This window comes from Microvirga sp. Mcv34 (genome assembly GCF_024519725.1).
Taxonomy (GTDB): domain Bacteria; phylum Pseudomonadota; class Alphaproteobacteria; order Rhizobiales; family Beijerinckiaceae; genus Microvirga.
Genome location: NZ_JALJRK010000057.1, coordinates 1 through 23,471, shown reverse-complemented (window position 1 = coordinate 23,471; position 23,471 = coordinate 1). Strand labels below are relative to the sequence as shown.

The window sequence follows — 23,471 nt, the reverse complement described above, 5'->3', positions numbered from 1 at the left end:
ATCAGAAGCGAGCCCGCGCAGCCCAGACGATTCGAGAAGAAGAAAAACATCGCCGTTGTCCTGGCGTCTTAATTCTTTGAACTCAAACCGGCACCGACGCTCAGCATGGCCCGCACCTGAGCCCTCAGCCCATCCGGATCCTTCACCGGGAGCGAGCAGCGCATCCCGGCGCAGACGAGCGCCTGAGGGCCGGTGTCCGAGGAGGCGAGGGCGCTGGCCGGGTGATCGCCGCCGAGAGCGTCGTCTGCTTGCAGATGGCGGACGCTGCGGACCGGGTAGGGGATTGTCATCGCGGCGTCGACCAGGGCATTGGCATCATCTCCCATGACGAGGATGCTCACGCCCCGCAGGTGCAGATCGAGCGCGTTGAGGACGGACGTGTGGCCCAGGGGTGAAGAGTGTGCGATCCCCTTGAGCCGCGTCATCTCCTCCGAGGCGCGCTGGATATCGCCAGCCGTCTCGGTGAGTTGCGCCAGACGGACCAGGGCCTCGGCGAAGACCCCGTTCGCATTGGGAACTGCATCATCCTGCGTCGGCTGCGGCCGGACCACCAGGGTATCCGCGTCCCGGCTCGTCATGGCGAGGGCGCCGGTTTCCTCGACCCGGTAATCCGACAGCAGCCGGTCGCGCCATGTCTGCGCATCCCGGAGATAGGTGCGGTCGGCGGTCGCCTCGAAGAGCGCCAGGGCTGCCCGCATCATGGCCGCGTGGTCGAGGGCGAAGCCCGGAATGATCAGCGCGCCGTCGCGCCAGGAATGGCCGAGCCGGCCGTCACGGGTCATCGCCTCTGCGACGAAACGGTAGGCCCGCTGGGCGAGCGCGATCCAGCCGGGCCGGTCGATCAGGGGAGAGGCCCGCACCAGCGCGGCGATCATGAGCCCGTTCCAATCCGCCAGCACCTTGTCGTCGAGGCCGGGCCTCACCCGCGTCGCACGCCGGTCCAACAGCTTCGCCCTCAGGCCGGCGATACGCTCCTCGACGGCCGGCGGTGCCTCGCCGGAGATGAGCCGGTTCGGGATGTTGCGCCCCTCGAAATTTCCTTCCTCGGTGATGTCGTAGACCTTGGCGAAGAAGGCTGCGTCTTCCTCCCCCAGCACGTCCCGGATTTCGGCAAGGCTCCAGACGTAGAACCGGCCCTCCTCGCCTTCCGAATCCGCGTCGAGGCTGGACGCGAAGGCGCCTTCCGGCGTGGTCATCTCGTGCTCGAGCCAGGTGACGATCCCCTCGGCCGCATCCCTGAACACGGCACGGCCGGTCTCGGCATAGGCCAGCCCATAGAGCTCCAGCAGCTGCGCATTGTCGTAGAGCATTTTCTCGAAATGCGGCACGAGCCAGCGTTCGTCGACGGAGTAGCGGGCGAAGCCGCCGCCGAGATGATCGTGGATGCCGCCGAGGGCCATCCGCTCCAGGGTCAGGAGAAAAAGCCGCTTCGCCGCGTCATCGCTCGTACGATCGGCATAGCGATAGAGAAATTCCAGGATCGGCGGATTAGGAAATTTCGGCGCGCCCTGGAGCCCGCCGTTCTCCGGGTCGATCAATGCGGCAAGGCGGATGCCCAGCCGGTCGAGATCGTCGAGGCCGAGGGTGCCGCCCTCGCTCGCATCCGCCTTCGCCAGGTGCTGCTTGATCGCGTCCCGGTTCTTGAGAATGCGCTCCGGCTCGGAATGGTAGAGACGGCTGATCTCGCGCAGCACGCCGACAAAGCCCGGCCGGCCAAAGCGCGGCTCCTTCGGGAAATAGGTGCCGCCCCAGAACGGCTCGCCCTCCGGCGTGAGGAACATGGTAAGCGGCCAGCCGCCGGGCTCGCCCAGGAGGTGCAGGGCGCTCATATAGACATGGTCCACCTCCGGCCGCTCCTCACGGTCGACCTTGATATTGACGAAGAGCTCGTTCATGACCGCAGCCACGTCCGGGTCCTCGAAGCTCTCATGGGCCATGACGTGGCACCAGTGGCATGCGGCATAGCCGATGGAGATCAGGATCGGCTTGTCCAGCCGCCTGGCCTCGGCCAGGGCGTCAGGCCCCCATTCCCACCAATGGACAGGATTGTCCCTGTGCTGCAGAAGGTAGGGCGAGCTGGCCTGGTTCAGGCGGTTCATCGTGTTTGCTCCGGCGTCGGCTTTTCGCTGGTCCGACCTGGGTTGCGGCTCAGGCGTTTAAGACTTCATCAACCTTAAATCTCCTCACGACGACGAGGTTCATTCCCATGCGTTCCGACGACACGATCTTCGCCACTGCCTCCGGTCACGGCCGCGCCGCCGTGTGCCTGATCCGGATCAGCGGACGGGAGAGCGGCAGGATCCTGGAGCGCATGGCCGGGAGAATGCCGGAGCCCCGGCGTGCGGTCGTGCGCACCTTGAAGGACCCGATGACCGGTGAAGCGCTCGATCAGGCGCTCGTCCTGTGGATGCCAGGACCCGGGAGCTTCACCGGAGAGGATCAGGCCGAGCTTCAGATCCATGGCGGCTTGGCGACCCGGGCCGCCGTGCTGCGTGCCCTCGGCTCGTTGGAGAACTGCCGCGCGGCGGAAGCCGGCGAGTTCACCCGCCGGGCCTTTCTCAACGGGCGGATGGATCTGGCCCAGGTCGAAGGTCTGGCGGACATCATCGATGCCGAAACGGAGGCGCAGCGCCGGCAGGCCATGCGTCAGCTCGGCGGGCGGCTCGGGAATGCTGCCGAGGGGTGGCGCGAAAGCATTCTCCAGGTCCTGGCGCTTCTGGAAGCGAGCCTCGATTTCTCCGATGAGGGGGACGTGCCGGAGGATCTCGAAGCGGAGATCCTGCAGATGATCGACCGCGTGAAAGGAGAAATCGGCGAGGCCATGGCGAACCGGAGCGGCGAGCGCTTGCGCGAGGGCCTCACCGTCGTGCTCGCCGGTCCTCCCAATGCGGGCAAGTCGACCTTGTTGAACGCGCTCGCCCGTCGGGATGTCGCCATCGTGTCGCCCATCGCCGGCACCACCCGTGACGTGATCGAGGTCCATTGCGATCTCGGCGGGCTGCCCGTGATCATCGTCGACACGGCGGGTTTGCGGGAGAGCGCCGACCTGATCGAGCAGGAGGGCGTCTCCCGCGCCCGCGCCCGGGTGGAGGATGCCGACCTGGTGCTCTGGCTCGTGCCGCCGGAAGGGGAGGAGGGCCCGCCGCCGCCGGCACGGCGCCTACTGCGGGTCGGTACGAAGGCTGATCTGGCGCAGGCAAACGCTGACTGCGACCTGACCATCGCGGCCGCGACGGGTGAAGGCCTGCCGGAGTTGATCGCCCAGCTGGAGGAAGAGGCTGCCGCCTTGATGGGGCAGGGTGATGCCATCGTCACCCGCGAGCGCCACCGGAAAGCCCTGGAGCGCGCCCATGCGGCCCTGGACCGTTCGCGCGCCATGCTCGTGAGCCATGGTCCCCTCGAACTGGCCGCCGAGGATGTCCGCCTGGCTGCCCGCGCCGTCGGGGAGATCACCGGTCGCGTGGATGTGGAGGACGTGCTCGATCGTCTGTTCTCCAGCTTCTGCATCGGCAAGTGATCGCCCGGGAGATCGGCCGAAATCGAATCTGTGAGAGTCCCATTTGGGTTGTTCACGAATCGGTGGAACAATGCTGAATCGGGCAGGCACATCCTGTGAACGGAATGTGCAGAACCGGGGTCCGGCTCAAAATGTTTCACGTGAAACATTTTGCCCTTTTGACCTCCGTCGCGCTGGCGATTAGACCCAGGCCCATCGCGCGGAAATCGGTATTTTCAGCTTGTCGTGTCGGGCGGCGCGCCCGGTATGAAGGGAGCATCGGCCCTCCCGAAGGCACGCATCGCCTGACGGGTCCGAGGTTCGGCCATGGAGAAAGTCATGAGTCAGGTGTTCGATGTGATCGTCGTGGGCGGCGGCCATGCCGGGTCCGAGGCGGCTGCCGCGGCGGCCCGCATGGGGGCGCGCACGGCTCTCGTCACCCATACACTGGCGACCATTGGGGCGATGTCGTGCAACCCGGCCATCGGCGGCCTCGGCAAGGGCCATCTCGTGCGCGAGATCGATGCCCTCGATGGGATCATGGGCCGCATCGCCGACCGCGCCGGCATCCAGTTCCGCCTGCTCAACCGCCGCAAGGGTCCGGCTGTCCGTGGGCCGCGCACCCAGGCGGACCGCAAACTCTATGCCCGCGCCATGCAAGCCGAGCTGCTCCAGACGCCGAACTTGACCCTCGTTGAAGGAGAGGCGGACGATCTCGTCGTCCAGGACGGCCGGGTCGCGGGCCTCCTTCTGACGGATGGACGCACCCTCGCGGCCGGGGCCGTGATCATCACCACCGGCACTTTCCTGTCGGGGCTCATCCATATCGGCGAGAAGAAGATCCCCGCGGGACGGATGGGCGAGCGCCCATCCCTGGGCCTTCCGAAGACTTTCGCTCGTCTCGGCTTCACCCTCGGGCGCTTGAAGACGGGGACCCCGCCCCGTCTCGACGGGCGCACCGTCGACTGGGCCGGCGTGGACAAGCAGGCGGCCGATGACGAGCCGGTGCCGTTTTCACTCCTGACCTCTCGGATCGAGAACCCTCAGATCGAGTGTGGCATCACCCGGACCACGGACAAGGTTCATACACTGATCCGGGACAACCTGCACCGTTCGGCCATGTATTCCGGCGAGATCCAGGGCAGGGGACCTCGCTATTGCCCGTCCATCGAGGACAAGGTCGTGCGTTTCGGCGACCGGGACGGACACCAGATCTTCCTCGAACCCGAAGGTCTCGACGACATCACCGTTTATCCGAACGGGATTTCAACATCCCTGCCGGAGGACGTGCAGCTCGCCTTCCTGAAGCATATCCCGGGTCTCGAGGCGGTCAGGATGCTCCAGCCCGCCTATGCCATCGAGTACGACTATGTGGACCCGCGCAACCTGACCGCCGCTCTCGAGACCAAGGCGGTTTCCGGCCTGTTCCTGGCCGGCCAGATCAACGGCACCACGGGCTATGAGGAAGCAGCCGCCCAGGGGCTGGTGGCCGGCCTCAATGCGGCCCGCCGGGCAGCCGGCCAGGACGGAATCGTGTTCGACCGGGCTGAGTCCTATATCGGCGTGCTCATCGACGATCTGATTACACGGGGTGTGAGCGAGCCCTACCGTATGTTCACCTCCCGGTCGGAATATCGCCTGAGCCTGCGCATCGATAATGTGGATGAGCGGCTGACCGGCAAGGGCCTGGAACTCGGCTGTGTTGGAGCAGAGCGCGAGCGGCACTTCCATCTGTCGCAGGCGGAAATCAGGGAGACGCGTCAGCGCCTTCAGGCTCTCACAGTGACGCCGCAGGAAGCCTCCCGCCAAGGTCTCGACCTGAACCAGGACGGCGTCCGTCGCTCGGCCTATCAGCTTCTGTCCTACCCGAATATCGGCTGGAGCGATCTGGTGCGGGTCTGGCCGGAGCTTGGCGGAGTGACGGCTGCGGTCAAGGAGCGGCTGGAGACTGACGCCACGTATGCGGTTTATCTTGACCGCCAGAAGGCGGACATCGCGGCCTACCGCCGAGACGAGGGCGTCGTTCTGGAGGAGAGCATCGACTTCCAGGGGCTGCCCGGCCTGTCGAATGAGATCAAGGCCAAGCTCGACCTCGTGCGCCCGAAGACCCTCGGGCAGGCGGCGCGGATCGAGGGAATCACCCCGGCGGCCCTGACGCTTCTCGCCGCGCATGCCCGCAAGAGCTCGGCCCGCAGCAACCGTATGGCCGAGACTCTGTCGTGACGGGACCGCACATGACCACTGCATCCGACCTGAATGTTTCACGTGAAACATTCGAGAAATTGGAACTCCTGGAGCGCGAGCTTCGCCGCTGGCAGGCGATCAAGAACCTCGTCGGTCCGGCGACCCTCACCCAGATCTGGGACCGCCATATCGTCGATTCGCTTCAGCTTCTCGACCTGGCGCCTGAGGCCAAGATCTGGCTGGACCTCGGCTCCGGAGCCGGATTTCCCGGTTTGGTGCTCGCCATTGCGGGGGCGGAGAGGGGCCTGAAGGTCCATCTCGTCGAGAGCAATTCACGCAAATGCGCCTTCCTCCGCCACATCGCTCGCCTGACGGGTACGCCGGCGACCATCCACGAGGCGCGGCTCGAAACCGTGATACCAAGCTTCGTCGGCCAAGCCGATGTCGTGTCCGCCCGTGCCCTGGCCTCGCTCGCCATGCTCCTTGATTGGACTGCCCCCTTGTTGAAAGCGGGGACAATAGGCCTGTTTCCCAAAGGGCGGGACGTCGAGACTGAATTGACCGAGGCGCGGAAAAAGTGGACATTCGCGGCAGAGATCCTGCCGAGCCTGACCGATTCCGAAGCCAGGATTCTTCGCATAACCTCCATCGAGAGCCATTCATAATGACCGACCGCAACGGATCCGAAGCAGGCGCGCGTGGCGTGACTCCACGCGTTCTCGTGCTCGCCAACCAGAAGGGAGGCGTCGGCAAGACCACAACGGCGATCAACCTCGGCACGGCACTGGCCGCCATCGGCGAGAAGGTCCTGATCATCGATCTCGACCCGCAGGGCAACGCTTCGACGGGTCTGGGGATCGACCGCAAAAGCCGTCAGGTCTCCACCTATCATGTGCTCGCAGGAGAAGCGTCGCTGTCCGAGGCTATCACCGAGACGGTGGTGCCCGGCTTGTCTGTCGCGCCATCAACTCTCGACCTGCTCGGCGTCGAGCTTGAGATTGCTCACGAGCGGAATCGGGCACATCGGCTTCGCTCGGCGATTCAGAGCCTTTCCGGCTTCGAGGTAAGCGAACCTTTTACCTATATTTTGATCGATTGCCCGCCATCGCTCAATCTTTTGACGATCAATGCCTTGGTGGCTGCTGATGCGGTTCTGGTCCCCCTCCAATGCGAATTTTTCGCTCTGGAAGGTCTCAGCCAGCTGCTCAAGACGGTCGAGCAGGTCCGTTCGGCTCTCAATCCGGAGCTCTCGATCCACGGCGTGGTTCTGACCATGTTCGACCCGCGCAACAACCTCTCGGGCCAAGTCGTGGCCGATGTGCGCGAGTTCATGGGCAACAAAGTTTACGAGACGATGATCCCGCGCAACGTTCGCGTGTCCGAGGCGCCGTCGCACGGCAAGCCGGTCCTGCTCTACGATCTGAAATGCGCCGGCTCGCAGGCTTATCTCCGTTTGGCATCCGAAGTCATTCAGCGTGAACGCGCCCTGCGCGCGGCATAAAAAATTTGAGAGAGACAATGGCAGAAGAAGGTAAGTCGCGCCTGGGCCGTGGACTGGCCGCCCTGATCGGGGAGGTCGGGGACGAGATGGGCAACCTCGAGCGCAAGGGCTTCGTGCCCCGCCACGTGCCGGTGGAATTCCTGCGTCCGAACCCGCGCAACCCGCGCAAGGTCTTCGACGACGAGGATCTGCAGGAGCTGACCCAATCGATCAAGGACCGCGGCATCATCCAGCCCATCGTGGTTCGGTCCGTGGGCAATGCCGAGAATTACGAGATTGTCGCCGGCGAGCGCCGCTGGCGCGCGGCCCAGAAGGCAGGGCTGCACAAGGTGCCGGTGGTCATCGTCACCATCGACGACAAGACCTCCCTCGAATACGCGATTCTCGAGAACGTCCAGCGCGCTGATCTCAACCCGATCGAGGAGTCGGAAGGCTATTCACGCCTGATGGTCGAATTCTCCTACACGCAGGAGAACCTCTCGAAGATCATCGGCAAGAGCCGCAGCCACATCGCCAACATGCTGCGCCTCGCCGACCTGCCGGCCGGCGTGCGCAAACTCCTGATGGAGCGCAAGCTTACGGCCGGTCACGGCCGCGCGCTTCTGTCCGTGAAGGACCCGGTCCAGGTCGCCAAGCGCGTCATCGATGAGGGCCTGAGCGTGCGTCAGGTCGAGGAGATCGCGCAGAACGACAACGCGACGCCCGAGAAGGCCGAGGCGAAGGCCGAAAAAGCCGCCAAGGTGGACAAGGATCCGGACACGCGCGCTCTTGAGCGAGCCCTGCAAGATGTGCTCGGCCTTACCGTCAGCATCGACCACAAGGCCAAGGGCGGCGAATTGCGCATCAAGTACAAGACCCTGGAACAGCTCGACGGCCTGTGCCGGCGGTTGAATCCGTAGGCACCGGGCGGTCATCACCAGTGGCCGATGGGGCCTCTAAGCATATCTCTACGTCATCACCGGCCCTGTGCCGGTGATCTCGTTAGGAAATGCGCTGCGCTTCATGACGTGACATTTGCTGAGCTGAGACAGGTCTTACCGCCGCGCCGCCCGCGCGATGTCCAGCAGGGTCTTGGCCGCGATTGTATCGTCCAAATCCGAAAGCCGGCGGGTTTGCAGCAGGCTCGCCTGGAGAAGCGCGATCGCGTTCTTGAGGCTCTCGCTCGTCCAACGCTGAAGGTGGCGCTCCACCAGGGGCTTACGCCTGAAATGCAGGCTGCGCATGGTTTCCATGACGGCAGGGATCGATCGACCTTCCTCAACGGAAAGGCGCGCCGTCAGAAGCATCAGGGCGTGGCGCAAGGCGGCCCCGAGCAGAACGGCCGCGTTGACGCCCTCGGCGGCGAGACGCCGGGAGCCGGTTTCGAGGCCCGTGCCCTCGCCTCCGAAGGCGGCGTCGACCACCGCATCCATGGCCAGGCTCGACACGTCGCTCATGATCGCGTCCACGTCGGCCAGCGTGATCTCGCGCTGCCCATGAGCATAGAGCATGAGCTTGGCCAGTTCACCCCGGGTGGCCAGCCGGTCGCCGCCGAGGCTGGCGATCAGGGCGGTGCGCGCGTCGCGCTGGATGGAAAAGCCGCCCGTCTTCAGGGTCTCGTCGACCACCGTGCCGAGGTCGCGGCCCGTATCGGCATAGCAGGGCAGGGCGAGCGCCTTCTGCGAGCGTTCGCAGAGCGTCCGCAGCGGCGAGGATTTCTGCAGGTCGCCGCCTTCGATGACGATCACCGTATCCTGGATCTCGCCTTTCAGGACGGCGTCGACCGCCGGCGCGATGTTGCGCGAGGTCGATTTGACCCAGATGGCGCGTTTGCCGCCGAACAGGCCCATGGTCCCGGCCTCGTCCGCCAGCCGGGCAGGATCGGCGGCGATGTCGTCGCCGTCGATGCGGATGAGCTGGAAAGGATCGGACGGATCATCCACCGAGCGCTCGGCCACAGCGCGGGCGCGCTCGTTGATCAGGCCTATGTCGGGCCCGTAGAACAGGAAGATTCCGATCCGAGGATCGGGGCGCCGCAGCGCCCCCTCCACGTCACCGGCTTTGACGGCGACCATCGGCTCAGCTTGCGGTGGCGAGCGTTGCCGAAAGCCGGGTCTTCACCTGCTGGGCCAGATCCTTGGCGAGCCTGATCTCCGCGTCTCGGCCCGCCCGGAGATTGGCGAAGCGCTGCGAGAAGCGGTCGAAGCTGGTGGACGAGGTGGCCGTTCCCTGGGTGACCACGGTCTTTCCGTCCAGGGTCGTCAGGGTATAGGTCAGTGTGCCGGCAACGATGACGGAACTGGCGGTGCCGGTATTGGTGTCGACGACAGGGGTCGACCGGCTCTCGCTCAGTTTCAGGGCCAGCTTGTAGCGCTTGGGCGTGGCCGATCCCGAGCCGTTGAGGGCATAGATCATTTCGCTACGCAGATAATGGCCGACATTCGCAAGCGACGGCGGCCAATCCATCATCGGCACGTCGATGGAGGCGAGCACCGTCTGGAGCGACTCGCCCGAAGCCGTCGGGCCATAGAGCGGGCGGAAGCAGGCGGACAGGCCGAGAGACAGGCCTGCCACGACAACGACGTGAGCAAGGCTCTTCAACTTAAGCGACGACATTCACGATCCTTTGGGGAACCACGATAATCTTGCGGGCGGGCTTCCCTTCCATGGCCTTCTGCACGGCCTCGAGCGAGAGCACAGCCGCCTCGACTGTAGCCTGATCCGCATCCCGGGCAACCGTCACGTCGGCCCGCTTCTTGCCGTTGACCTGAACCGGCAGGGTGATCGTGTCCTCCACCAGCAGCGACCGGTCGAGAACCGGCCAAGCGGCGTCGGATACGAGGCCCGGCTGGCTCATGGACTCCCAGCATTCCTCGGCGAGATGGGGCATCATCGGAGCGAGCAGCTGCACGAAGATCCGCCCGGCCTCCGTGAAGGCCGCGCCCAGGCCCGGCTCGTCGCCCGCCTTGGCCTGGCTCGACAGGTCCTGCAGGGCATTGGCCAGTTCGTAGAGATGGGCCACGCAGCGGTTGAAGCGCAGGCGCTCCACGTCGTCCTCGACGGCCGCCAGCGCCTTGTGCGCCGCCTTGCGGACCGCGAGCGCGATCGGGCCGCCGCCGGGAACGCCATCAGCGCTGCCGACGCGCTCGGCGATGTCGCCGATGAGGCGCCACACGCGCTGGACGAAGCGGCCCGCACCCTGCACACCTTCCTCGGTCCAGATCACGTCGCGTTCCGGCGGCGAGTCGGAGAGCATGAACCAGCGGGCCGTGTCGGCCCCATAGGAGGCGATGATCTCGTCCGGATCGACCGTGTTCTTCTTCGATTTCGACATCTTCTCGATGGAGCCGATCTCGATGGGCGCACCGGTCTCCACATGGAAGGCCTTGCGGGTGTTGCCCTGGACCTCGAAGCGCACGTCGGCGGGCAGCACCCAGCCCCCATTCGCGTCCTTGTAGGTCTCGTGCACCACCATGCCCTGCGTGAACAGGCCCGCGAAGGGCTCGTCCAGTCCGGCGTGGCCCGTCTCCCTCATCGCGCGGGTGAAGAAGCGCGAATACAGCAGGTGCAGGATCGCGTGCTCGATGCCGCCGATATACTGGTCCACCGGCAGCCAGGCATCGACCGTCGCCCGGTCCGTAGGCTCATTCGTCAGGGTCGGGTCCGTGAAGCGCGCGAAGTACCATGACGAATCGACGAAGGTGTCCATCGTGTCCGTCTCGCGCCGGGCCTTGCCGCCGCATTGGGGGCAATCCACGTGCTTCCAGGTCGGGTGGCGGTCGAGCGGGTTACCCGGCACGTCGAAGGAGACATCTTCCGGCAGTTCAACCGGAAGTTGGTCCTTCGGCACCGGCACGACGCCGCAGGCCTCGCAATGGATGACCGGGATCGGGCAGCCCCAATAGCGCTGGCGCGAGATGCCCCAGTCGCGCAGGCGGAAATTCACCTTGCGCTCAGCCACCGGATGGTTGCCGCGGGTCAGGGATTCCAGCCGGCGGGCGACCTCTTCCTTGGCCTCCGCGATGGTCATGCCGTCGAGGAAGCGGGAATTGATCATCCGTCCCTCGCCGTCATAGGCGGTGTCGGTGACCACGAAGGAGGCCGGGTCCACGTCCGGCGGGCAGACCACGGGCGTGTTGCCCAGGCCGTATTTGTTGACGAAATCCAGGTCACGCTGGTCGTGCGCCGGGCAGCCGAAGATGGCGCCCGTGCCGTATTCCATCAGGATAAAGTTCGCCACGTAGACCGGCAGCGTCCAGTCCGGGTCGAAGGGGTGCTCGGCGCGGATGCCCGTGTCGAAGCCGAGCTTCTCGGCCTTGTCGATGGTCTCCTGGGCCGTGCCCATGCGCTTGGTTTCTTCGATGAACGCCGCCAGCTCCGGGTTCTTCTCGGCGGCGGTCTTCGCCAGCGGGTGATCGGGCGCGACGGCCATGAACTTCGCACCGAACAGGGTGTCCGGACGCGTCGTGTAGATCTGCAGCTCGGTCTCGCCGTTCGGCACCGTCTCGGGCTTCAGGGCGAAGCGGACCAGCAGGCCCTCGGAGCGGCCGATCCAGTTGCGCTGCATCAGGCGCACCTTCTCCGGCCAGCGGTCCAGGGTCTCGAGCCTGTCATCCAGGTCCTGGGCGAAATCGGTGATCTTCAGGAACCACTGGGTCAGCTCGCGCTGCTCGACCAGGGCGCCGGAGCGCCAGCCGCGCCCGTCGATCACCTGCTCGTTGGCCAGCACCGTGTGGTCGACCGGATCCCAGTTCACCTTCGCGGTCTTGCGGTCGACGAGGCCCTTTTCCAGGAAGTCCAGGAACATGCGCTGCTGGTGCTTGTAATAGCTCGGATCGCAGGTCGCGATCTCGCGGCTCCAGTCCAGCGACAGGCCCATGCTCTGCAGCTGGGCGCGCATGGTCGCGATGTTGGCATAGGTCCATGTCTTGGGGTGGACCTTGTTCTGCATCGCGGCGTTCTCGGCCGGCATGCCGAAGGCGTCCCAGCCCATCGGGTGAAGCACATTGAAGCCCTTGGCCCGCTTATAGCGCGCCACCACGTCGCCCATGGTGTAGTTGCGCACGTGGCCCATATGGATGCGCCCCGACGGGTAGGGAAACATCTCGAGCACGTAGTATTTCGGGCGTGGATCGTCGTTGTTCGTCTTGAACAGGTCGCGGTCGTTCCAGACCTTCCGCCATTTCAGCTCGGCTTCCTTGGCGTTGTAGCGCTCGGGCCTCATTTTTCTCGTCACATCCGTCATTGATCAGCGAAGCGGCTTGCGCCGCCGGGTTGCGGCGGACTAGGACACAGCTCTCCGGCGCGGTCAACGGTTTCGCGCGCGGGAGGCGGCTTTAAGAGGATCCCATGAGCGAGAACGACGCAGTCGAAGGTCTGAGACAGGTCCGGGAGAGCGTCCGGCGCGCGGCCTCCGATTACGGCCGCGACCCCGCCGAGATCACCCTCGTGGCGGTCTCGAAGACCTTCCCAGCGGAAGCGATCGAGCCGGTGCTCGCCGCGGGCCAGCGGGTCTTCGGCGAGAACTACGTCCAGGAGGCCAAGGCCAAGTGGCCGGCCCTGCGCGAGCGCTATCCCGACGTCGAGCTCCACATGATCGGCCCGCTGCAATCGAACAAGGCCAAGGAGGCGGTGGAGCTCTTCGACGTGATCCACACGCTCGACCGCCCGTCCCTCGCCGAGGCGCTGGCGAAGGAGATCGCCAGGCAGGGGAGAAGGCCCCGCCTGCTGGTGCAGGTGAACACCGGCGAGGAGCCGCAGAAGGGCGGCGTGATCCCGACCGAGGTGGACGCGTTTCTCGAAGCCTGCCGCAGCCGCTATGCGCTGGAGATCGACGGCCTCATGTGCATCCCGCCGGCGGAGGACCCGCCGTCGCCCCACTTCGCCCTGCTCAACACCATCGCCAAGCGTCACGGCCTGCCATGGCTCTCCATGGGCATGAGCGCCGATTTCGACGCCGCGATCCAGCTCGGCGCCACCCATGTGCGGGTGGGCAGCGCGATCTTCGGGGCAAGGCCTCGACCGCCGAAATAGAACCGATTGACCTCACTGCCCCTCATCCTGAGGAGCAAACGAAGTCTGTGTCTCGAAGGAGCTTCCAGAGAGCACTGGATCCTCCTTCGAGATGTCCGCTGCGCGTCCTCCTCAGGATGAGGTTGACGATGAGGGGACGGGTTCTTCGCTCACGTCAGCCCCGCTCACTGTCCAGCATTCCCATCTGGGCAGCGGGATAGCGGTCGCCCGCAGCGGCGCCCTTGGGAATGATCCGTTCGATGGCTGCGAGATCTTCATCGGTCAGCGTCACATCCAGTGCCTCGAGCGCCTCGGTGAGCCGGTCGCGGCGGCGGGCGCCGATGAGCGGAACGATGTCCTTGCCCTGGGCCGCCACCCAGGCGATGGCGATCTGCGCCACGCTCACGCCCTTCGCCTCTGCGAGGCGCCGCAGGCCTTCGACCAGGGCGAGGTTCTTCTCCACGTTACCCTCCTGGAAGCGCGGAGAATGGGCGCGGAAATCGCCCGGGCCGGTCGCCGCGCCGCCCCAATGGCCGCTGATCAGCCCGCGCGAGAGCACCCCATAGGCGGTGATGCCGATCCCCCGTTCGCGGCAGACGGGCAGGATGCTGTCCTCGATCCCGCGCGAGATCAGGGAATATTCGATCTGCAGGTCGCAGATCGGATGCACGGCAGCGGCCCGGCGGATTGTCTCGGGGCCGACCTCGGAGAGGCCGATATGGCGCACATAACCCGCCTTCACCATGTCGGCGATGGCCCCGATCGTGTCCTCGATCGGCACGCTCGGATCGAGCCGGGCCGGACGGTAGATGTCGATGTGATCGACCCGCAGGCGTTGCAGGGTATAGGCGAGGAAGCTTTTGACGGCTTGAGGCCGGGCATCGTAGCCGAGCCAAGCGCCTGTGGGATCGCGCATGGCGCCGAACTTCACGCTGATGAGCGCCTGATCGCGGTTGCGGCCCTGGAGCGCCTCGCCGATCAGCATCTCGTTATGGCCCATGCCGTAGAAATCGCCCGTATCGAGCAGGGTGATGCCGGCCTCGAGCGCCGCATGGATGGTGGCGATGCTCTCTCCCCGGTCGGCCGGCCCATACATGCCGGACATGCCCATGCAGCCCAGGCCCAGGGCGGATACGAAGGGGCCGGTTTGTCCCAAGCGGCGATGTTGCATCTGATGATCTCCTGAAAAGGGCTGGCCGTCGGTGCGTTGCGGCATGAACGGATCATGCCCGCTTCCAGTTCGTGCGATAATCCTGCATAACCAGAACAGGCTGTTTGGATTTTCGAACAATGAGCGATGTGGACCTGGCGGATCTCGATGCCTTCGCGGCGGTGGCGCGGGCGCGCAGCTTCCGCAGCGTGGCGCGGCTGCGCGGCGTCTCGGCCTCCACCTTGAGCGAAGCCCTGCGGCGGCTGGAGTCCCGGCTCGGGGTGCGGCTCCTCAACCGGACGACGCGCAGCGTCACCCCGACGGAAGCAGGCCAGCGGCTGCTGGAGCGCCTCGGCCCCGCCTTGAGCGAGGTCGCGGCAGCTCTCGATGCGGTCAACGGTTTTCGCGATTCGCCGACCGGGACGCTGCGGCTCAACGTGCCCACGGCGGTAGCCCGCCTGGTCATGCCGCCGATCATCGGGCCGTTCCTGTCCGCCCATCCCGGCATCGTCCTGGAAGTGACCACGGAAGACAGCTTCGTCGACGTCCTGGCGGCCGGTTTCGACGCGGGCATCCGCTACGACGAGCGGCTGGAGAAGGACATGATCGCCGTGCCCATCGGCCCGCGCGCGCAGCGCTTCGTCGTCGCCGGAGCTCCGGCCTATTTCGCCACCCATGGCCGGCCGACACACCCGAAGGACATCCTGAACCACGCCTGCATCCGCCATCGCTTCGCCAGCGGCGTGATGCACGCCTGGGAGTTCGAGCGCGACGGTGAGGTCATCAAGATCACGCCGACCGCGCGGGTCATCGCCAACAGCATCGACCTGGAGGTCGCCGCCGCGATCCAGGGGCTCGGCCTGATCGCGACCTTCGAGGGCTTCGTGGAGCAGGAGCTGAAAAGCGGCGTTCTCGAACCGGTACTGGTGGATTGGCTGCAGCCCTTCTCCGGACCGTTCCTCTACTACCCGAGCCGCCGCCACATGCCCGCGCCCCTGCGCGCCTTCGTGGACTTCATCAAGAAACGATAAAGGTCTCGCGATTGCTTGAGCGGCGTTTTCCCGATAAGCTTCCCGCCTCGATCAACGCTCGAACCGGGGAGGGCTGCATGTCGGAAGCGATGCATCAACGCATGTTCGGCCCCTGGCACGCCCTGCAGCAGCTTGTTGCAGGGCCGACCATCGAACGGATCTGACGGCCTTACCCCTGTCTCCATCTCATTCTGGTCAGCTCTGAACGGCTCATCGCGCCTGTGGCTCCGCAAGGATCCAGGCGCGCCTGACACGTTCCAGACCTTCTGCGCTTCCGATGGCCTTTGCCCGAGCGCGCCGCACCAGTGAGATCTTTCCATGGCCGTTTTGAGCCTTCGCAATGTCACCGTCATCGCCCACACGCCCCTGTTCCAGGACCTGAACCTCGTCATCGGCGAGGGCGACCGCCTCGGCCTCGTGGCCGCCAACGGAGCCGGGAAATCGACTCTCCTGAAATGCATCGCCGGTCTTGTCGAACCGACCGGGGGCGACATCATCCGCTCGCGGGGAGCGAGCATTGCCCTCGTGGAGCAGGACGTTCCGGCGAACCTCCTCGACCTGTCCCTTCACGACATGCTGCTCACGGCCCTCTCCGTCGACGAACGCGCGGGCCAGGAATGGCGCGTCGACATGGTGCTCGACGAGTTCGAGACGCCAGCCGATCTGCGCGCGCTGCCGATGCATGCCCTCAGCGGCGGCTGGCAGCGCCTCGCGCTGATCGCGCGGGCGTGGATCACGCAACCGGATCTGCTGCTGCTCGACGAGCCCACCAACCATCTCGATCTCGAAAAGCTTTTCAGGCTCGAACGATGGATCAACGCCGCCGGCTATACGGCGCCCATCGTAGTGGCGAGCCACGACCGGGACTTTCTCGATGCCTGTACGACGAAAACCCTTTTCCTGCGGCCGGAGGAATCGGTGGCCTTCGCGCATCCCTATCGCGCCGCCCGCGCCCTGCTCGACGCGCAGGATGCGGCGGCGCAGATCCGGCGCGACAAGACCCTGCGGGAGGTGAAGCGCCTGCGCCAGAGCGCCTCGGCGCTGCGCAATGTGGGCATCAACAGCGGCAGCGACGCGGCGCAGATCAAATCAGCACAGATCAAGCGCCGCGCTGATGCCCTGGAGCAGACCGCGCGGTCCGTGCACAAGGAGCGGCCGGGTGAGATCAGGCTCGCCAACCGTGGTACCCATGCGCGGGTCCTCGTGGCGCTGGAGAACGTCACCGTGCAAGCACCGGACGGGCGAAAGCTCTTCACGGTTCAAAAACTTGACGTGGCCCAGGGCGAGCGCATCGTCGTGCTCGGCCGCAACGGCGCGGGCAAATCGCAATTCGTGCGCCTGCTGCACGCGGCGATGAAGCAGCAGGACGGCCTACCCGGCATCCGGGTCAGCCCAAGTCTCGCGCTCGGCTATGTGGACCAGGACATGGCGCAACTGCCGCAAGGTTCGACCGCGCACGACTTCATCCTGTCGCGTTTCCGCCTTGGCGACCAGCGCAGCCGCGCGGTGCTGGCGGAAGCGGGCTTCTCCATCGAGAAGCAGACCTTGCCCATCGCGAAGCTGTCCCCGGGCCAGAAGGCGCGTCTCGGTCTTCTTGCTCTGCGCCTGTCGGAGCCGAACGTCTATCTCATGGACGAGCCCACCAACCACGTGGACATCCCGGGCCGCGAGCAGCTGGAATCGGAAATCCTCGACCAGCAGGCCACCTGCATCGTGGTGTCCCACGACCGCAGCTTCGTCAAAACCGTCGGCACACGGTTTCTGCTGATCGACAAGGGAAGGCTGCGCGAGATCGACGGGCCGGACGAGTTTTACGAGAGTGTGCTTGGGTGAGCGATATCGGCGGTCAGAACCCGCCACGTCATCACCGGCCTCGTGCCGGCCATGACAGCGGGGCGTCATCAGCCCACGATCTCGATCCGCGTCTTCGGCCCGATCCGCTCCAGTAGGCGGCGGATCATGCGTCTGTCGACGGCGACGCAGCCTTCTGTGGGCAGGAAGCCCGGGCGGGCGAGGTGGAGGAAGATGGCGCTGCCGCGTCCCTTGACGATGGGGCCGCGGTTCCAGGCGATGTCGAGCACCACGTCGTAGAGATGGTCGTCCCGCCACATCTTTTCGTGGCTGGTCGAACAGGGCAGGGGAACGAGACGGTTGTAGCGGCGATCCTTCGCGTCGTCCGACCAGCCGTCGCCGGGTCGGATCGGCCTTAAACGGAGGCCGGTCCGGGGGCGGGGGCCGTGGTCGGGCCGGTAGAAGGCCTGGAGGATCGCGAAGCGGCCGACCGGCGAGGCGCCGTCGCCTTCCCGCTTGGCATGGCGGGTGCCGGACCGTCCCAGGGCGCAGGGGATGACGAGATTGCCAGCCTCGAGCCGCCCGCGCCGGTGGTCGAGCGGGGAGCGAAAGACGCGGATGACATTGACGCGAGAACGTTTCATCGGCAGTGGAAGGGACGGGAGGTCCCTCTTGTTGTCAAGCTGGGAATGACTACTCTTATGCGTCGAGCATGATCCGAAGCTCAAGGCTCGCGCCGGCGAAAGCCGCGCGGCGATGGTCGAACCGGATCGTGCGCGGCGACAAGGGAGCGAACGATCCGGCCTGAGGCTCGAGGGTTCTTCGCTATTGGAAGGCCGCTTCTGCCAATTTCGTGGTTCCTCGTGTTGAAGGGTTTGAGATGTCGAATGCCAGCCGCCTCCTCGTCGTCGATGACGATCAGGACCTGCGCGACACCCTAGCCGAACAGCTCGGATTCTATGACGAGTTTCAGGTTGCGACCGCCGAGACGGCCACGGGCGCCATCGAGGCGGTGAAGGGGGACCGGATCGATCTCGCCATCATGGATGTGGGCTTGCCCGACATGGACGGGCGCGAGGCGGTCAAGGTCATGCGCCAGAATGGCTTCCGCAGTCCGATCATCATGCTCACGGCCCAAGGCTCGGACACCGATACGGTGATAGGCCTGGAGGCCGGTGCCAACGATTACGTGGTCAAGCCCTTCAAGTTCGCCGTGCTGCTCGCCCGCATCCGGGCGCAGCTGCGCCAATACGAGGCGAGCGAGGACGCGGTGTTCCAGATCGGCCCCTACATCTTCCGTCCGGGCTCGAAGCTCCTCACCACCGACAAGGGCTCCAAGCTCAAGCTGACGGAGAAGGAAACGGCGATCCTGCGCTATCTCTACCGCGCCGGTCAGGCCGTGGTCGGGCGCGACACCCTGCTCACCGAGGTCTGGGGCTACAATTCCAACGTGACCACCCACACCCTCGAGACGCATATCTACCGCCTGCGCCAGAAGATCGAGGCGGATCCATCCAACGCGAGCATCCTGGTCACCGAGCCCGGCGGCTACAAGCTGATCCCCTGACATCCATGGCGCTCGACGACGATATCGCGGTCTTGAGCCAGGCTCCGCTGTTCAACCTGCTGGGGCGGGATGCCCTGCGCCTCGTCGCGTTCGCCTCCGAGAGCCGGAGCTACCGGGAAGGCGACGTGCTGTTCCGCAAGGGCGACCGCTCGGACGGCGGCTATGTGGTGAGCCGCGGCGCCATTGCGCTCGACGCCGGCGACGACGGCTCGTCCGAGGCCTTCGTGGCCGGGCCTGGCGCCCTGATCGGGCAGGCGGCCCTGTTCGCCCGCATCGAGCGCCGCGCCACCGCCATCGCCCGCGAGCCCTCGGCCGTCATCCGCGTCAGCCCAAGCCTCATGCGCCGGGTGCTGGAGGAGTTCCCGGACGCCGCGACGGCCATCCAGGATGCCATGGCGGACGAACTGGCGCGCCTCACGGAAGGCCTGGAGCGGGTCCGCCAGCAGCTCATCGCCATCGACGGCGAGGACATCCCTCCGAAGGCACCGGACGGAACGTGAGGGGACCACCCCCTCACGCGGCTTTCACATCCGATAGGAACACGTCGACCTCGCGGCTGAGGTTTTCCGCATAGCGGGCGAGCTCCTGGGCGGCGCCGAGGACCTGCGTGGCTGCGGCGCCGGTTTCGCCCGCCCCGTGCTTCACGCTGTCGATGCTCTCCGTCACCTGGCCGGTGCCGCGGGCGGCTTCCTGGACGCTGCGGGAGATCTCGCCCGTCGTGGCGCCCTGCTCCTCCATGGCGGCCGCGATCCCGGTCGAGATGGCCGAGATCTGGTCGATGATGGTCTGGATGCCGTGGATGGCGCCCACGGCCTCCTGGGTGGCGCCCTGGATCTGGGCGATCTGCGAGCCGATCTCGTCGGTGGCCTTGGCCGTCTGGGTCGCGAGGTTCTTCACCTCGGAGGCCACCACGGCGAAGCCCTTGCCAGCTTCGCCCGCGCGGGCCGCCTCGATGGTGGCGTTGAGCGCCAAGAGGTTGGTCTGGGCGGCGAGATTGTTGATCAGCGTGATCACGTCGCCGATGCGTTCGGCGCTGGTCGACAGGGCCTGCACGATGCCGTTCGTCCGCTTGGCGTTCTCGACCGCCTCAAACGAGATCTGTGACGATTGGTTGACCTGACGGGCGATTTCCCGGATCGAGATCGACATCTCCTCGGTCGCGGCCGCGACAGTCTGCACGCTGCTCGAGGTCTGCTCGGCGGCGGCCGCCACGCTGACGGATTGGCGGTTGGTCCGGTCGGCCGTGTCCGTCATGGTCTGGGCGGTCGCCTCCATTTCCGAGGCGGCGGCGGCCAGTCCCTGCGTCAGGGCCGAGACATTGGCCTCGAACTGGCGGGTCAGCTCGTCGAGCTTCAGGGCGCGCTGCATCTTCGCGTCGCTCTCGGTGGCCTGCTCGGCGGCCAGCCGCTGACGCTCGACGTTGTTCTCGCGGAAGATCTCTACCGCGCGGGCCATCTCGCCGATCTCGTTCTTCCAGGCCAGGTAGGGAACCGTCAGGGCGGTTTCCTCGTGCGCCAGGCTCTTCATGGTCTGGGCCAGCTTCGGGATGGGCCGGAACAGCATCCGGGCCGACAGGATCGCCGCGAGCGTCAGCACCAGGACGGCCACGAGGGACACCATCCCCATATGCCACATGAGGTTTTCCGCCGAGGCCTCGAGCGCGGTCACCTGATAGCCGCTGCCGAGGACGCCCAGAACTTGGCCGCTCTGGCCGAAGACGGGCAGGTTCACCAGCAGATAATCGTTCCCGAGGATTCTGGCTTGGCCCACATAGGTGCCGCCCGCCGACACGACCGGGAAGATCCCGCCGTTGCGGTCCATGGCCGTGCCGACCGCGCGGGAGCCGTCGGGATTGCGCATGTTGGTGGCGCGGCGGATGAAGTTTCCGCTCGGGTCCTTCACGAACAGGGTGGCGGGCGCCTGGGTCGCCTCGGCGATCCGATCGGCGAGCTCGTCGCTGTAGAACACCGCGTCCTCGTTCACCGTGATCCCCGTGACGGCGCCCGTGGCGTCCTTCTTCACGGTGAGGCTGTCGATGGAGCCGCGCAGGATGCCCACGAAGGTCCGCACGTTGGATTGCAGCTGAGCCAGCGCCTTGGCCTGGACGTCCGAGCGGGTCAGAAGGGACACGACCGCGAAGAGCGCGGCGGCGGTCAGCACGACGAACGCCACCATGGCGGCCGTCGTGAGATGGGAAAGCTTCCGGTTGGCGAAGAACTGCACGGCTAGTTACCTTAGGGAATATCGTGCAGTGTCTTTCGCAAAAAGCGGTTAACAAGCTCTCAAAGGCTTAACCGGCAAAAGATACTTCTATAGTTCCAGCACCACCGTCACCGGAGCGTGGTCGGAGGGCCGCTCCCAGCCGCGGGTGTCGCGGGTCACGTCGATGGAGCGTAAGGTATCCTTCATGCCCTTCGACAGCCAGATATGGTCGAGCCGGCGGCCCTTGTCGGCGGCCGCCCAATCGGGCGACCGGTAGCTCCACCAGGAATAGATCTTTTCGGGCTCGGGACGCAGGACGCGCATGGCGTCGATCCACTCCGCCTCCTGGCGCAGCTCCTCCAGGGCCTCCGTTTCGACCGGGGTGTGGCTCACCACGTCGAGAAGCTGCTTGTGGCTCCAGACATCGTGCTCCAGGGGCGCCACGTTGAGGTCGCCCACCAGGATCGCCGGGCCTGCGGTTGGCTTCGCGCGGCTGCCCCAGGAGCGCATCTCGGCCATGAAGTCGAGCTTGTGCCTGAATTTCTCGTTGAGGTCCGGATCCGGAATGTCGCCGCCAGCCGGGACATAGAAGTTATGGATCGTGAGCCCCGCCGCCGCCTTGGCCTCGCGGCTCAGGGTCACGGTGATATGGCGCGCGTCCTGCCGGCCGCACATCTCCATCACGCTCGTCTCGGAAAAGGGATAGCGCGACAGGATGGCGACGCCGTTATATCCCTTTTGGCCCATATGGACCACGAAGGGATAACCGAAGGCCTGCAGGTCCTTGAGCGGCAGCTTGTCGTTCGGGCACTTGGTCTCCTGCAGGCACAGGATGTCCGGGCGGCGCTCCTTGAGGAAGCGGCCCACCTGATCGATGCGCAGACGAACGGAATTGATGTTCCAGGTCGAGACGGTGAGTTGCACGGGAGAAGCCCTTCGGAAGATTCCTCCGGGCTACGACAGATTTTAGCCCGAGGGAAGGGCGACATCGTCGTCTCTGCGGAGAAGACCGAGATGGAACTCCCGTCGCCATCACGGGCCTTGTGCCGGTGATCTCGCTTCCATGAAGCGCAGCGCCTTTCTGATCGGGATCGCCGGCACGAGGCTGGCTATGACGTCCGCCGGAGAGACTTACTTGTTCCCGCCGACGATCGCTTCGTACTGGATCCTGAACAGGTCCTGGTCGATCCGGCGGCCGCGTTCGGCCTTGTTCAGGACCACCACCGTTTGGAAGCCCTGCGCGTCGACGATGCGCCACTGGTTCAGGTTTTCCACCTGGGAGTCGAAATACAGGGTGATGCGCGAGGTGCCGCCCAGGGTGGAGGAATCCTCGAGGCCGATGCGGACCGCGTCGCCGTCGTTGGTGATGCCGGTGATCCGGATGTCCCGGCCCAGATTGACCTGCTCGCGCAGAAGGAATTTCAGCGGCGTCTGCGAGATGGAATAGAGGTCCTGGGTGGCGAGCTTGCGGTCGCGCACCGCGACCGAGCGTCCGTCGGCGATCACCTGGAGGGTCGCGGGCGGATCGTATTCGAACCGCACCTTGCCGGGGCGCTGGAGATAGAGGGTGCCGCCCTGCCGCCGTCCGTCGCCGCCCACTTGCGTGAAATCGGCCACCAGGGTGGTCAGGTTCGTGAAATAGGCGTTCGCCCGCTCCACCACGGCACTGTTCGGCATGGGCTGCTGCAGGGCCACGGGCTCCGCGGCGGCGGTCACGATGGGCTTCGGCGCGATGGCGACCGGTTCTGGTTCCGATGTCCGCTGGATGTCCGGCAGGGCCGGGCGGCTCGGCGGCAGGGGGGCCGTCACGGCCAGGACCTGCTCCGCGTTGGCGGGCCTCGTGATCACGGGCCGGGCCGGCTGGTTCTCGGCAACCGCGGGGCTGGCGGGGTGGAACGAGGCGGTCGGCAGTTGAGGGAGGGACGGTCCGAAGGCCTGGGCCGCCTCCGGACGGGTCGGAGCCAGGATCATATCGATCGGGAACGTCTGTGCCACGGCCGGCAGGGTACCCGCGAAGAGAGCCGTTACCAAGCCGGCAAGAGGGATGGCACGCATCCGATTCGGTCTCCTTCGGAACATCATCGTGGACGCTGCTTGGCCATTGTGCATGGCTCAACAATGACGCAGGGCAGCGGCCAAGGTTCCGACAAAGTCTTAATCGTCTCCCATCCCCGGCGTTTCAAGCAGAATTTCGCGTTTCCCGGCGTGGTTAGCGGGCCCGACGATGCCTTCGTTCTCCATGCGCTCCATGAGCGAGGCGGCGCGGTTGTAGCCGATCTGGAGGCGGCGCTGGATGTAGCTGGTCGAGGCCTTCTTGTCGCGCAGCACCACCGCCACCGCCTGGTCGTACAGGTCCCCGCCCGGCGCCCCGAACTCGCCCTGGTCGAACACCGGCGCATCCGCACCAGCCCCGCCGCCCTCGTCCTCCTCGGCCGTGACCGCCTCCAGGTACTGCGGCCGGCCCTGGCGCTTCAGATGCGCCACCACCTTCTCCACCTCCTCGTCCGAGCAGAACGGCCCGTGCACGCGCGTGATCCGCCCGCCCCCGGCCATGTACA

At 65.8% G+C, this 23,471-nt stretch carries 20 protein-coding genes; 10 read left to right on the top strand and 10 right to left on the bottom strand.

Features of this window, described 5'->3' with window-relative positions:
* Nucleotides 1–68 precede the first annotated feature (68 nt).
* On the bottom strand, nucleotides 69–2,099 hold the full coding sequence (locus OC446_RS22265) for a thioredoxin domain-containing protein (protein ID WP_262031205.1): 2,031 nt from the start codon (nucleotides 2,097–2,099) through the stop codon (nucleotides 69–71).
* A gap of 107 nt (nucleotides 2,100–2,206) precedes the next feature.
* Here OC446_RS22265 and mnmE point away from each other — a divergent pair, with 107 nt between their 5' ends.
* From mnmE to OC446_RS22240, 5 genes are all read left to right on the top strand, one after another.
* A complete protein-coding gene (gene mnmE / locus OC446_RS22260; RefSeq protein WP_262031204.1) occupies nucleotides 2,207–3,517 on the top strand; it encodes a tRNA uridine-5-carboxymethylaminomethyl(34) synthesis GTPase MnmE in 1,311 nt (436 codons plus the stop codon).
* Between the two features lie 318 nt (nucleotides 3,518–3,835).
* On the top strand, nucleotides 3,836–5,719 hold the full coding sequence (gene mnmG / locus OC446_RS22255) for a tRNA uridine-5-carboxymethylaminomethyl(34) synthesis enzyme MnmG (RefSeq protein ID WP_262031203.1): 1,884 nt from the start codon (nucleotides 3,836–3,838) through the stop codon (nucleotides 5,717–5,719).
* Between the two features lie 11 nt (nucleotides 5,720–5,730).
* The gene (gene rsmG / locus OC446_RS22250) at nucleotides 5,731–6,345 is read left to right on the top strand and encodes a 16S rRNA (guanine(527)-N(7))-methyltransferase RsmG (protein WP_262031202.1); all 615 of its coding nucleotides are present in this window, start codon (nucleotides 5,731–5,733) and stop codon (nucleotides 6,343–6,345) included.
* Nucleotides 6,345–7,181 (top strand): ParA family protein, encoded by an 837-nt coding sequence (locus OC446_RS22245; RefSeq protein ID WP_262031201.1) that lies wholly within the window; start codon nucleotides 6,345–6,347, stop codon nucleotides 7,179–7,181. Before rsmG ends, OC446_RS22245 begins: the two co-directional genes overlap by 1 nt.
* A gap of 17 nt (nucleotides 7,182–7,198) precedes the next feature.
* The gene (locus OC446_RS22240; protein WP_262031200.1) at nucleotides 7,199–8,080 is read left to right on the top strand and encodes a ParB/RepB/Spo0J family partition protein; all 882 of its coding nucleotides are present in this window, start codon (nucleotides 7,199–7,201) and stop codon (nucleotides 8,078–8,080) included.
* 135 nt (nucleotides 8,081–8,215) lie between these two features.
* Here the strand turns inward: OC446_RS22240 and holA are convergent, their stop codons facing one another.
* Genes holA through leuS form a run of 3 tightly spaced genes read right to left on the bottom strand, consistent with a single transcriptional unit; the run spans nucleotide 8,216 to nucleotide 12,384 of the window.
* The gene (holA, locus tag OC446_RS22235; protein ID WP_262031199.1) at nucleotides 8,216–9,235 is read right to left on the bottom strand and encodes a DNA polymerase III subunit delta; all 1,020 of its coding nucleotides are present in this window, start codon (nucleotides 9,233–9,235) and stop codon (nucleotides 8,216–8,218) included.
* Between the two features lie 4 nt (nucleotides 9,236–9,239).
* Complete coding sequence (lptE, locus tag OC446_RS22230; protein ID WP_262031198.1) at nucleotides 9,240–9,776, bottom strand: LPS assembly lipoprotein LptE; 537 nt, start codon at nucleotides 9,774–9,776, stop codon at nucleotides 9,240–9,242.
* Nucleotides 9,763–12,384 (bottom strand): leucine--tRNA ligase, encoded by a 2,622-nt coding sequence (leuS, locus tag OC446_RS22225; protein WP_262031197.1) that lies wholly within the window; start codon nucleotides 12,382–12,384, stop codon nucleotides 9,763–9,765. The genes lptE and leuS overlap by 14 nt, the downstream gene beginning before the upstream one ends.
* 125 nt (nucleotides 12,385–12,509) lie before the next feature.
* Here leuS and OC446_RS22220 point away from each other — a divergent pair, with 125 nt between their 5' ends.
* Nucleotides 12,510–13,193, top strand: a complete 684-nt coding sequence (locus OC446_RS22220; RefSeq protein WP_262031196.1) for a YggS family pyridoxal phosphate-dependent enzyme — start codon at nucleotides 12,510–12,512, stop codon at nucleotides 13,191–13,193.
* A gap of 154 nt (nucleotides 13,194–13,347) precedes the next feature.
* Here the strand turns inward: OC446_RS22220 and OC446_RS22215 are convergent, their stop codons facing one another.
* On the bottom strand, nucleotides 13,348–14,343 hold the full coding sequence (locus OC446_RS22215; protein ID WP_262031195.1) for an aldo/keto reductase: 996 nt from the start codon (nucleotides 14,341–14,343) through the stop codon (nucleotides 13,348–13,350).
* Between the two features lie 119 nt (nucleotides 14,344–14,462).
* Here OC446_RS22215 and OC446_RS22210 point away from each other — a divergent pair, with 119 nt between their 5' ends.
* Both OC446_RS22210 and OC446_RS22205 read left to right on the top strand, forming a co-directional pair.
* A complete protein-coding gene (locus tag OC446_RS22210; RefSeq protein WP_262031194.1) occupies nucleotides 14,463–15,353 on the top strand; it encodes a LysR family transcriptional regulator in 891 nt (296 codons plus the stop codon).
* 318 nt (nucleotides 15,354–15,671) lie between these two features.
* Nucleotides 15,672–17,186 carry an ABC-F family ATP-binding cassette domain-containing protein gene (locus tag OC446_RS22205; RefSeq protein ID WP_262031193.1) on the top strand — a complete coding sequence of 505 codons (1,515 nt, stop codon included), beginning with the start codon at nucleotides 15,672–15,674 and terminating at the stop codon, nucleotides 17,184–17,186.
* 68 nt (nucleotides 17,187–17,254) lie between these two features.
* Here OC446_RS22205 and OC446_RS22200 read toward each other — a convergent pair whose 3' ends face one another.
* On the bottom strand, nucleotides 17,255–17,788 hold the full coding sequence (locus tag OC446_RS22200; protein WP_262031192.1) for a L,D-transpeptidase: 534 nt from the start codon (nucleotides 17,786–17,788) through the stop codon (nucleotides 17,255–17,257).
* A gap of 236 nt (nucleotides 17,789–18,024) precedes the next feature.
* Here OC446_RS22200 and OC446_RS22195 point away from each other — a divergent pair, with 236 nt between their 5' ends.
* A complete protein-coding gene (locus OC446_RS22195; RefSeq protein WP_262031191.1) occupies nucleotides 18,025–18,711 on the top strand; it encodes a response regulator transcription factor in 687 nt (228 codons plus the stop codon).
* 5 nt (nucleotides 18,712–18,716) lie between these two features.
* Nucleotides 18,717–19,211: a cyclic nucleotide-binding domain-containing protein gene (locus OC446_RS22190; RefSeq protein WP_262031190.1), complete on the top strand. Its 495-nt coding sequence runs from the start codon at nucleotides 18,717–18,719 to the stop codon at nucleotides 19,209–19,211.
* A 13-nt stretch (nucleotides 19,212–19,224) separates the two neighbouring features.
* Here the strand turns inward: OC446_RS22190 and OC446_RS22185 are convergent, their stop codons facing one another.
* The 4 genes from OC446_RS22185 to OC446_RS22170 form a co-directional block, all read right to left on the bottom strand.
* Nucleotides 19,225–20,934, bottom strand: coding sequence for a methyl-accepting chemotaxis protein (locus tag OC446_RS22185; protein ID WP_262031189.1), 1,710 nt, complete (start codon nucleotides 20,932–20,934; stop codon nucleotides 19,225–19,227).
* 87 nt (nucleotides 20,935–21,021) lie between these two features.
* Nucleotides 21,022–21,837 carry an exodeoxyribonuclease III gene (gene xth / locus OC446_RS22180; RefSeq protein WP_262031188.1) on the bottom strand — a complete coding sequence of 272 codons (816 nt, stop codon included), beginning with the start codon at nucleotides 21,835–21,837 and terminating at the stop codon, nucleotides 21,022–21,024.
* Between the two features lie 207 nt (nucleotides 21,838–22,044).
* On the bottom strand, nucleotides 22,045–22,968 hold the full coding sequence (locus tag OC446_RS22175) for an outer-membrane lipoprotein carrier protein LolA (protein WP_262031187.1): 924 nt from the start codon (nucleotides 22,966–22,968) through the stop codon (nucleotides 22,045–22,047).
* A 99-nt stretch (nucleotides 22,969–23,067) separates the two neighbouring features.
* Nucleotides 23,068–23,471, bottom strand: a 404-nt coding sequence (locus OC446_RS22170) for a DNA translocase FtsK (RefSeq protein WP_315986528.1), incomplete at its 5' end; no start/stop codon positions are given.